General features: G+C 57.6%; 10 protein-coding genes and 1 riboswitch. Of the genes, 1 reads left to right on the forward strand and 9 read right to left on the reverse strand.

The window, feature by feature from the left end:
• Positions 1-27: 27 nt before the first annotated feature.
• The 6 genes from nudB to BDE01S_RS05535 form a co-directional block, all read right to left on the reverse strand.
• Positions 28-486, reverse strand: a complete 459-nt coding sequence (nudB, locus tag BDE01S_RS05510) for a dihydroneopterin triphosphate diphosphatase (RefSeq protein ID WP_066078415.1) — start codon at positions 484-486, stop codon at positions 28-30.
• Entirely contained in the window at positions 486-1760 is a 1275-nt protein-coding gene (locus BDE01S_RS05515) for a mechanosensitive ion channel family protein (protein WP_115225429.1), read from the reverse strand. The genes nudB and BDE01S_RS05515 overlap by 1 nt, the downstream gene beginning before the upstream one ends.
• Before the next feature lie 140 nt (positions 1761-1900).
• The gene (locus BDE01S_RS05520; RefSeq protein WP_066078417.1) at positions 1901-3397 is read right to left on the reverse strand and encodes a YifB family Mg chelatase-like AAA ATPase; all 1497 of its coding nucleotides are present in this window, start codon (positions 3395-3397) and stop codon (positions 1901-1903) included.
• Between the two features lie 14 nt (positions 3398-3411).
• Positions 3412-3705 carry an accessory factor UbiK family protein gene (locus BDE01S_RS05525; protein ID WP_066078420.1) on the reverse strand — a complete coding sequence of 98 codons (294 nt, stop codon included), beginning with the start codon at positions 3703-3705 and terminating at the stop codon, positions 3412-3414.
• A 109-nt stretch (positions 3706-3814) separates the two neighbouring features.
• The gene (gene metK, locus BDE01S_RS05530; RefSeq protein ID WP_066078423.1) at positions 3815-4984 is read right to left on the reverse strand and encodes a methionine adenosyltransferase; all 1170 of its coding nucleotides are present in this window, start codon (positions 4982-4984) and stop codon (positions 3815-3817) included.
• A gap of 355 nt (positions 4985-5339) precedes the next feature.
• Positions 5340-5450, reverse strand: a riboswitch (SAM-I-IV-variant riboswitch).
• Between the two features lie 27 nt (positions 5451-5477).
• On the reverse strand, positions 5478-5834 hold the full coding sequence (locus tag BDE01S_RS05535; protein WP_066078425.1) for a hypothetical protein: 357 nt from the start codon (positions 5832-5834) through the stop codon (positions 5478-5480).
• A 91-nt stretch (positions 5835-5925) separates the two neighbouring features.
• Between BDE01S_RS05535 and BDE01S_RS05540 the strand changes: the two genes are divergently transcribed.
• Positions 5926-6819 (forward strand): lysophospholipid acyltransferase family protein, encoded by an 894-nt coding sequence (locus BDE01S_RS05540; protein WP_066078428.1) that lies wholly within the window; start codon positions 5926-5928, stop codon positions 6817-6819.
• A 101-nt stretch (positions 6820-6920) separates the two neighbouring features.
• Here BDE01S_RS05540 and BDE01S_RS05545 read toward each other — a convergent pair whose 3' ends face one another.
• From BDE01S_RS05545 to BDE01S_RS05555, 3 genes are all read right to left on the reverse strand, one after another.
• Positions 6921-7454, reverse strand: coding sequence for a glutathione peroxidase (locus BDE01S_RS05545; protein WP_066078431.1), 534 nt, complete (start codon positions 7452-7454; stop codon positions 6921-6923).
• Positions 7455-7547: 93 nt separating this feature from the next.
• Entirely contained in the window at positions 7548-7817 is a 270-nt protein-coding gene (gene rpsO, locus BDE01S_RS05550) for a 30S ribosomal protein S15 (protein ID WP_066078437.1), read from the reverse strand.
• 182 nt (positions 7818-7999) lie between these two features.
• Entirely contained in the window at positions 8000-9217 is a 1218-nt protein-coding gene (locus BDE01S_RS05555) for an aspartate kinase (RefSeq protein WP_066078434.1), read from the reverse strand.
• Between the last annotated feature and the right edge of the window lie 117 nt (positions 9218-9334).

Consider the following 9334-nt stretch of genomic DNA (forward strand, 5'->3'; position numbering starts at 1 on the left):
AAAAATCACATTTTCAGACGGCTTTTTTTATGCCTGCCAGCCTTTTCTTTCCGCCAGCCGCAAAATCGCACGCTTGTTGGACGGGGAAAATACCCGCTCCGCCGCTTCGTCGAAGGGCAGCCAAATATGGCGGACGTGTTCGGCCGGCGCCAGCCTGACGGGCGTATCGCGGGCGATTTCGGCGGAAAACAGATGCTCGCGGTTTTCAAATACGCCTTCGGGATAGCGGTGGCGCCAATGGTGGTAAATTTCGTACACCGTGCTTTCCTGCCAGTCGTCCAATTGCCCGGGCTGCAATGCGATGCCCGTTTCCTCATAGACTTCGCGGCGGGCGGTATCGGCAATGTTTTCGCCCGGCTCCAGGCTGCCGGTGACCGACTGCCAGAAACCGGCGGGCGCGGTGCGCTCAATCAGCAGGATGCCGCCCTGGGCGTCGTGCAAAACGACCAGGGCGGACACGGGATATTTGAGCGGTTTGGCGGTCATCACGCTTTTTCAGACGGCATGGCCGCACCGGCAAAAGCGATGCCGCGTTCACGGAAGCGGCTGCGCACGGCCTGCATCAGCCCGGATTGCACATCGTCCGCATTCACGCCGGAGGCGGGGTAATAGGCCAGCGTCAGCCGTATGCCCTCGGGCACAAATTCGCTGACGCGGGCTTCGGGTGCAGGCTCGGCGGCCACTTGCGGCACGGCGGCGGCTTCGCGCAGGATGCCGAGCGCCGCGTCCAAATCGGCGTCATACGCAATCCGCACATCGAAAGACGCAGCGGCGGCGGGCGCAGCTTGGGCGTAGGATTCGTTGATCACGGTGGCCGTCATAAAGGTTTCGTTCGGAATTAAGGCTTCCGAGCCGTTGGCAGCACGCAGCACCACGAAGCGCGAGGTAATCTGCACCACATTGCCGGTAAAGCCGTTGACGGTCAGGCGGTCGTTGATGCGGATGGAGCGGTCGCCCAAAATGATAAAGCCCGACACATAATTGCTGGCGACTTTCTGCAGGCCGAAGCCGAGGCCGACGCCGAGCGCGCCGCTGAATACCGACAACACGGTCAAATCAATGCCCACCAGCGGCAGCGCAATCAATACCGACAAGACCACCAACACGGTGGTGGTGATTTTCGACAAAATCATGCTCAAATTCGCATCCAGGCGGCTGCGGCTCAAGCGTTCGCCAATCAGCCGCGCCAGCCACAGCGCGCCGACCATCAACACCGCCACCCACACGATGCCGCTCAAAATGCTGTACAGATTCAGCTTGGTCGCGCCGACGCTGAACTGCATGCTTTTCAGAAAGCCGACGAGCGAGTGCTCCAAGCCCGACAGCCAGACCACGAAAACCAGCCACAATATCCAGGCAGACATCCGCTCCACCCAATCGGAGGTGCGGCTTTTCGGCAGCGCGGCGTGAATGACGGCCACGGCAAAGCGGATTAATACCATCCAGCGTGCCGCCAAGACCAAAAGCTGCAGCCACAAAGCAGGCCAATCCGCATGGCGGTAAGCTGCCAGCGCCGCTATGGCGAAAACCAGCATCAGCAGCGGCCAGAGCATACGCTGGCGGATATGGCGCAGCAGCGGCGTATAAAGCGGCAGAGTGTTCAGACGGCGGTTGGCGAAGCCGGCCAGAAAAAAAGCCGCCGCCGCCAGCAAAACGGCCAGCCCCAGCTCCAGCAGGCCGGAAGGGCTGCGCAGGGATTGCGCCAACAGGTCGAACGTATAAGTCTGGCGGGTAAACAGCTTGTCGAAAAAATCCATCATACAGTAGGCAAAAAATCAGAAAATCGGGATAAAGTGGCGGAACGAAGCGCGCGGGCGGGGCGGTTTGCCGTCTGAAATCATCGTTGTCAGATGAGCAGCTCCTGCGGGTGATACGGATAGGCCGCTGCCGCGCTTCAGGCTTACATACTGCGGCGGAAGCCGACGGCTTTGAGAATATGCTGCTTGCCGACGGTTTCATCGCCGTCCAAGTCGGCCAGCGTGCGCGACACGCGTAGGATGCGGTGGAAGCTGCGGGCGGACAGTGAAAGTTTTTCAATCAGCGTGCTCAGCAGCTCTTTGGCATCGGCGCCGATGCAGGCGATGCCGTCCAAATCGGCGGGCAGCAGGGCGGCATTGGTTTTGCCCTGCCGCGCATATTGGCGCGCGCGGGCGGCTTGGACGCGCTGCAACACATCGGCGCTGCATTCGCCCGGCTCAGCCTGAATTAAATCGGCGGCGGAAAGCGCGGGCACTTCAATCACCACATCGATGCGGTCGAGCAGCGGGCCGGATATTTTGCTGCGGTAGCGGGCGATGCTTTCGGGCGTGCAGCGGCAGGGTTTGGCCGGATGGCCGAGATAGCCGCAGGGGCAGGGGTTCATCGCGGCAACGAGCTGGAAGCGGGCGGGATAAACGGCCTGACGCGCGGCGCGGGAGAGATGGATTTCCCCGCTTTCCAAAGGTTCGCGCAATACTTCCAATACTTTGCGGTCAAACTCGGGCAGCTCGTCCAAAAACAATACGCCCCGATGCGCCAGCGAAATTTCGCCCGGGCGCGGGTCGGAACCGCCGCCTACCAGGGCGGCAGCGCTGGCGCTGTGGTGCGGCGAGCGGAAAGGGCGTGCGCGTCCCCATTCCTGCTGATGCTGCGGCAGCAGTGAGCGCAGCGCCCAGACTTCTACCAATTCGTCTTCGGTCAGCGGCGGCAGAATGCCGGGCAGCCGCTGAGCCAGCATGGATTTGCCCGTGCCGGGCGGCCCCATCATCAGCAGGCTGTGTCCGCCCGCTGCGGCGATTTCCAACGCCAGCCGCGCGGTATGCTGGCCTTTGACATCGCGCAAATCGGGCAGGGCGGCTGCGGCGGCCGATAGCGTTTCCGCCGTGCAGCGCGCTTGCGCCAGCGGCTCGATGCCGTTGAGATGTGCGGCCACCGCGCCGAGCGAATCCGCGCCGTATGCCTGTATATCCTGCATCACCGCAGCCTGAGCCGCATTTTCAGACGGCAATACAAACGCCCGCCCGGCCTGCATACCCTGCCACGCCATTGCCAATGCGCCGCGCACGGGGCGCAGCAGGCCGGACAAAGCCAGTTCGCCGGCAAATTCGTAGCGCGTGAGGTGTTCGGCAGAAATTTGGCCGGAAGCAGCCAGAATGCCGAGGGCAATCGGCAAATCGAAGCGCCCCGATTCTTTGGGTAAATCGGCGGGGGCAAGGTTGACGGTGATTTTTTTGGCGGGAAAATCGAAGCCGCTCTGAATGATGGCCGCGCGCACGCGGTCGCGGCTTTCTTTGACTTCGGTGTCGGGCAGGCCGACGATGTTGAATGCGGGCAGGCCGTTGGCCAAGTGGGCTTCCACTTCGACCAACGGCGCGTTCATGCCGCTGAGGGCGCGGCTGTAAACCAGTGCGAGCGACATTTTTTCAGACGGCTTCAGCCGGCGGTTTTATCTTCGGCAGCTTCGGCCGGGGCGGCAGCTTCCGCTTCTGCCGGAGCTTGGGCGGCTTCCAGACGCGCCAGACGCGATTCCAGCTCGATCAGCTTGGTGCGGGTTTTAATCAAAACCTGCTGCTGGATGTCGAACTCTTCGCGGGTAACCAAATCCATTTTGTTAAACGCGCTGCCCAGCATGGCTTTGACGTTTTTTTCCATGTCTTTGGCCGGGCTGTTGGCGATGGTTTCGCCCAGTTTGGAGGTCATTTCGTCAAACAGGTTTTTACCGAACATTTCAGCGTCCTTTTTCTATCGGGTAAATAAAGGCTTATTGTATCAGGAAAAAGCCGTCTGAAAACGATAAATTATTTTCAGACGGCTTACAGGGTGCAGGTCTACAGACTTACAGGCCGGCGGCGGCTTTCAGCGCGGCAGCCTTGTCTGTGCGCTCCCAGGTAAATTCCGGCTCTTCGCGGCCGAAGTGGCCGTAGGCGGCGGATTTGCTGTAAATCGGACGCAAGAGGTCGAGCATTTTCACGATGCCTTTGGGGCGCAGATCGAAATGTTCGCGCACGAGTTTAATCAGCTCGGCTTCGCCGATTTTGCCGGTGCCGAAGGTGTCGATGGAAATCGAAGTCGGCTCGGCAATGCCGATGGCGTAGGAAATCTGGATTTGGCATTGGCTGGCCAAGCCGGCGGCGACGATGTTTTTCGCCACATAGCGGCCGGCGTAGGCTGCGGAGCGGTCAACCTTGCTCGGGTCTTTGCCGGAGAATGCGCCGCCGCCGTGCGGAGCTGCGCCGCCGTAGGTATCGACGATGATTTTACGGCCGGTCAGGCCGCAGTCGCCTTTGGGGCCGCCGATGACGAATTTGCCGGTGGGGTTAATCAGGTATTTGGTGTCGGCTGTAAGCATTTCAGACGGCAATACCGGCTTGATAATCTGCTCGATCACGGCTTCGCGCAATTCGTCGTAGCCGATGTCTTCGCTGTGTTGGGTGGACAATACCACGGTATCGATGCGCTTCACTTTACCGGTTTCGGCATCGTACACGCAGGTTAATTGCGCTTTGGCATCGGGGCGCAGCCAGGGCAGGCGGCCATCGCGGCGCAATTCGCTTTGACGCTGCATCAGGCGGTGGCTGTAATAGATGGCAAACGGCATCAGCGTCGGGGTTTCGTCGCAGGCGTAGCCGAACATCAGACCCTGGTCGCCCGCACCTTGATCCAAGTCCAAACCCTCGCCTTCGTTCACGCCTTGGGCGATGTCGGGCGACTGCACGCCGTAGTTGAGTAAAACTTTGCAGCTTTGGGCATCAAAGCCCAATTCGGGGTCGTTGTAGCCGATGCGGGCGATGGTGTCGCGGGCGACTTGCTCGTAATCGACTTGGGCGGTGGTGGTGATTTCGCCCGCCAGCACGCACAAATCGGTGGCCACCAAAGTTTCCGCCGCCACGCGCGCTTGCGGGTCTTGCGCGAAAATGGCATCTAAAATGGCATCGGAAATCTGGTCGGCCACTTTGTCGGGATGGCCTTCGGATACGGATTCGGAGGTAAACAGGTATTCGCTCATTGTTTGTTCTTTCTTGAGAAGCAGGCCGTGTATTGTGCAGACGGCCTGGTATTTTGATAACCAGGCGGCAGAAGTTGCTGCGCCGCATTGTTTGAATATGCCGTATTATTCAAACAGACTGAGACCATTGAAAATATAAAATGCCGTCTGAAACTTCTCCGCTGTCATTCCCGCGCAGGCGGGGATCCACTTTGGAAAGTCAGTAACGCATTGTTTAAAAATAAATTACCACACTTTACCCGTAGATTCCCGCCTGCGCGGGAATGACGATGCTGAGTGTTTAAGTTTTGTTGCAACGGTCTCAGGCCGGGAATTCATTTTTGTGCCGTTTCGTACAGACAAAAAAAATCCCGCATTAAGCGGGTTTGGATTGCTCTGGCGAGCCACATCGGTCTTGCGACCGTCCACCTTACCTTTCACCGTGAAAAGCAGGTTGGCATGGAATTCCCAACTCTTAATGCAGGGCGGATTGTAGCAAAGTTGCGTGCTTTCATCAAGCATCTTTCCGTTTTTCAGACGGCAGAAACACCGACAAAACGAGCGCGGAAAATGCGCCGCAACCGCTGAATAGGCCGAGCAAATCGATGCCCCGGGTGGCAACCGACATCACAACCCCGAGTATCAAACCGCAGAACGCACCAATCAATGCGGTAATTATACTGCCTTTGCGGCCGCGCGTTAATTTGGCCGCCCGAACCAGCACGCCGCACAACAGCGCGGGTGCGCCGCCCAGCAGCCACGTCAGCCGCCATGTGTCGGCATCCGGCCAAAAGGATGAGCCGGTTGCGGCCATTAAGCCAATCAGGCCGATAGGCGGCTGAAAAATCATAAATAATAATGGAATGAGCATTTCATTTGCCTGGGTTCGGTTAAGTAATGGAAACGCCTGGTGCTATTATACTTTATAATCCCAAGCATACGACTGACCTAAATCGACACCCATGCAAACCCTGATTACCCTTCTTTTCAAATTCTTCGCCGCGCTGCCGCTGCCGCTTTTGCACCGGCTGGCCGGTTTTTTGGGTTGGGCGGCTTACCACACCCAGCGCAAAGACCGCGCGCGCGTGTTTGAAAACATGGCGCAGGCGGGCTTGAACCCTGATGAACAAAGCGTTAAAACCGTGTTTCAAGAAACCGCCAAAGGCGCGTTGGAGCTGCCTGTCGCCTTTTTCAGACGGCCTGAAGCGATTGAAACGCTGTTTACCGAAATCCACGGCTGGCAGCATATTCAGACGGCTTTGGATGGCGGGGAAGGGCTGCTGCTGATTACGCCGCATATCGGCAGCTATGATTTGGCCGGACGCTATATCAGCCAGCAGCTGCCGTTTCCGCTGACCGCGATGTACAAGCCGCCTAAAATCAAGGCATTTGATACCGTGATGCAGATGGGGCGCGTGCGCGGCAAGGGCAAAACCGCGCCGACCAATATGCAGGGCGTGAAGCAGGTAATGAAGGCCTTGCGTGCGGGCGAGGCGACGATTGTGCTGCCCGACCATGTGCCTGCGCCGGAAGAGGGCGGCGACGGCGTGTGGGCGGATTTTTTCGGCAAACCGGCCTATACCATGACGCTGGCGAGCAAGCTCGCGCAAGTGAAAGGCGTGAAAGCGTTGTTTTTTGTCGGCGAACGTTTGCCCGACGGCAAGGGTTTTGCGCTGCATATCGAGCCGCTGCAGGGCGGGTTGAGCGGTGATAAGGAACACGACGCGCGGGTGATGAACCGGAATGTCGAGCATTGGATACGCCGCTTCCCGCAGCAATATCTGTTTATGTACAACCGCTACAAACGCCCGGCCGGCGCACCGCCGCGCCCGGGGATGACGGATGAGGATGATTGAAGCGGTGGGCGTGTTTTGCCGCCTGATTTGGATCATTTTGCCATGAAAAAGCCGTCTGAAAACTGAGGTTTTCAGACGGCTTTTTGTCTGCCGCAAGCGCGTTACAGCAAAATTTGGATGTCGTCTTCGATTTCAGACGGCTTCACGCTGGGGGCGAAGCGTTCGACCACTTCGCCGTTGCGGTTGACCAGGAATTTGGTGAAATTCCATTTGATGTCGCTGCCTTCGCGTTTTTCGCCGAGGGAAGCGAGCTTGATGAGCAGGTCTTTAAACGACAGATTGCCTTTGTCTTCGGGCTTTTGCGCTTTCAGATAGGCATAAAGCGGCGCGGTGTTCGGGCCGTTGACGTCGATTTTGTCGAAGATTTTGAATTGCGTGCCGAATTTCATTTGGCAGACTTGGGCGATTTCGCTGCTGCTTTCGGGCGCCTGCTCGCGGAACTGGTTGCAGGGGAAATCCAAAATTTCCAAGCCTTGCGCGGCGTAGCGGCCGTAAAGCTCCTGCAGCTCTTCGTATTGGGGCGTGAGGCCGCAGCGGGTGGCGGTGTTGACAATCAGCAGCACTTTGCCGCGGTAATCGGAGAGGGCGGTGTCGTTGCCCTGCGCGTCTTTCATGGTGAAGTCGTAAATATTCATGGTATTCCTTTGCGGGAAGGCCGTCTGAAAACGGCGGCGGTGCAGATGAAAAAACACCGCTCGAACAAGCAAGCGGTGTCGGAAAAGCATCGATTATTTACGCAGGCCCAGACGGGTAATCAGGCTGCGGTAAGTATCCGGTTGGGTACGGCGCAGGTAAGACAGCAAACGGCGGCGTTGGCTCACCATTTTCAACAGGCCGCGACGGCTGTGATGGTCTTTGGCGTTGGCTTTGAAGTGCGGGGTCAGGTCGTTGATGCGGAAAGTCAGCAGTGCGACTTGTACTTCAGAAGAGCCGGTATCGCCTTCTTTGCGTTGGAAATCTTTAACGATTTGTGCTTTTTGTTCTACGGTCAATGCCATGATGGAAAACTCCGAAAATAAAAAGGGCTTCTGCCCGGACAAGTTTGCCAAGCCGTAACCTGTGCAAACTCCTGAATCCTGCCGCTGCTGGTAGGCGGGCGGCAAGATTGGGGATTATGCCACAAAATCCGCGCGTTTGCACGGATTTTTCAGACGGCTTTTTTGATTAATCGGGCAATCAATTAACCCAAATCGAATGCTTTGTGCAGCACGCGGGTGGCCAGTTCCATGTGTTTTTCGTCAATCAATACGGATACTTTGATTTCGGAAGTGGAAATCATCTGGATATTGATGCCTTCTTCGGCCAGGGTGCGGAAGATTTTGGACGCAACGCCGACGTGCGAGCGCATGCCCATGCCCACGGCGGAGACTTTGCAGACGGTGTCGTCGCCGTTGACTTCGGTGGCGCCGATGCTGTCTTTGAGGTTGCTCAGCAGGGTGAGGGTTTGCTTGTAGTCGCCGCGCGGTACGGTAAAGGAGAAGTCGGTGGTGCCTTCGTTGCCGATGTTTTGGATAATCATATCGACTTCGATGTTGGCATCGGCCACCGCGCCTAAAATCTGATAGGCCACGCCGGGTTTGTCGGGTACGCCGCGTACGTTGATGCGGGCTTGGTTTTTGTCGAACGCGATACCAGTTACGGCAGCTCTTTCCATGTTATCGTCCTCTTCAAAGGTAATTAAGGTGCCGTTGCCGCCCTCTTGCAGGCTGCTCAATACGCGCAGGCGTACTTTGTATTTTCCGGCAAATTCTACGGAGCGGATTTGCAATACTTTAGAGCCCAGGCTCGCCAGCTCCAGCATTTCTTCAAATGTGATGGTGTCGAGGCGGCGGGCTTCGGGTACGACGCGCGGGTCGGTGGTGTACACACCGTCCACGTCGGTATAGATTTGGCACTCGTCGGCTTTGAGCGCGGCGGCCAGGGCAACGGCAGACGTATCGGAGCCGCCGCGGCCGAGGGTGGCGATGTCGCCCTCGCTGCTGATGCCTTGGAAACCGGCCACAATCACCACGCGGCCGGCTTTCAGGTCGGCCAGCATTTTATCGCTGTCGATTTCTTCGATGCGGGCTTTGGTGTGGGCGGTATCGGTTTTCACGGCTACTTGCCAGCCGGTGTAGCTTTTGGCATCCACGCCGATGTTTTTCAGTGCCATGGCCAGCAGGCCGATGGTGACTTGCTCGCCAGTGGCCAGCACCACATCCAGCTCGCGCGGATCGGGGATTTCCTGCATTTCGTGTGCCAGGGCCACCAAACGGTTGGTTTCGCCGCTCATGGCGGAAACGACCACGACAACGTCATGGCCTTCGGCGCGGGCTTTGGCGACACGATTGGCTACGTTTTTGATGCGCTCGGCGGAGCCTACCGAAGTGCCGCCGTATTTTTGTACGATTAACGCCATGGTTTCGTGCTTTCTTGATTGAGGGTTGTGATTGTAAACAATCCGGCTATTATTACTATTTTTGCGGGGAAAAACAAGATTTTCAGCGAATTATAGTCGAAGAAAATCAGAATGAGA

The sequence above is a fragment of the Bergeriella denitrificans NBRC 102155 genome, assembly GCF_001592185.1.
In the GTDB taxonomy this organism is placed as follows: Bacteria; Pseudomonadota; Gammaproteobacteria; order Burkholderiales; family Neisseriaceae; genus Neisseria; species Neisseria denitrificans.